We start from the raw sequence: 1078 nt of genomic DNA on the forward strand, positions 1-1078 counted from the left end.
TGCGTGTAGCGTTCCAGGCCGAGCGCAGAACCTCTTGCAGCCTTGACGCGAGCATCTGCGAACCTCAGTCTTGTTCCAAAGACTGATTGAGGCCATTTCCCTCGTGCTTTCGGCAAGTTCCTCGAGATAGGGTCGCGCCACACGGACCACGTCAAGTTCATGTGTGGATGCCAGCCGTTTTGCAAGCTAGAACCTGAAGCATCGGGCATGGATCGAGCGGTCACGTGTCAGGCCTTGATAGCGGCCGTTCCATATGCCGCGGGCCGGTATGGTGATGCGCGGATCTTCGTCCCGTTGGACTAATCCATTGTGCTCAAGCGTGGACAGCGTCCTCGAAACCGCGCTTGCATGCTGTTCTCGCCGCCGCGCGATCTCATTCACTCCGATCGGCCTTTCACTCGCGCCGACGATCCTCAGCAGATTCAACGCGCGTTGAACTGTTGTAACCTCCCCAGGGGCTCGGTCACGGGCGTTCGGGGGATAATTAACAGGATCCATCGATGACTCCTCAGCTCCACTTGACAACTGTTTACACCCCTGTCACATTCCAAATGAAATTGCAACAGCGTTGCATTATTTGCAACACACGAGGTCTATATCCCTTAGTGGCATAAGCCCGTGCTTCTCACGGCCGCACCTCCTCCTTCAACAAGACCTCCACGTTCTCGATTGGGGACTGACAATGGCGATTTCACCAGCCGACCTGCGTTTCCATCGTTCTGGAGACACGTGTGCTTTCGATCCGGTCGCTATTTGTCATGGATACCGGCTTCGGCGTTGGCAATCCGGGCAGGTTGAGAACACAACCGCGCCAGCCCTCAATAGAGCAGTTGGCGAGTAAGGATCTGCCGAATGAGATTGAGCGAATATGCGGACCACGATGCCACCGGTTTGGCCTCTCTCGTGAAGGCGGGCGAAGTGACGGGTTTGGAGCTGACCCAGTTGGCGCGGGCGGCGCATGATGAGGTCAACCCACGCATCAACGCCGTCATAGAATTCTACGACGATGCCGAGACAGTTGTTGTCGCGGACGAAGGCATCTTCGGCGGAGTACCTTTCCTCCGCAAGGATATCGGCG

Annotated in this window: 1 pseudogene; it reads left to right on the top strand. The window is 56.7% G+C overall.

Annotation, left to right across the window (positions count from 1 at the left end):
* Positions 1 to 852 precede the first annotated feature (852 nt).
* A pseudogene (locus EN780_RS34885) lies at positions 853 to 1078 on the top strand (amidase); the annotation flags it as partial.

The organism is Mesorhizobium sp. M4B.F.Ca.ET.089.01.1.1, assembly GCF_004022605.1.
Taxonomy (GTDB): Bacteria; Pseudomonadota; Alphaproteobacteria; order Rhizobiales; family Rhizobiaceae; genus Mesorhizobium; species Mesorhizobium abyssinicae.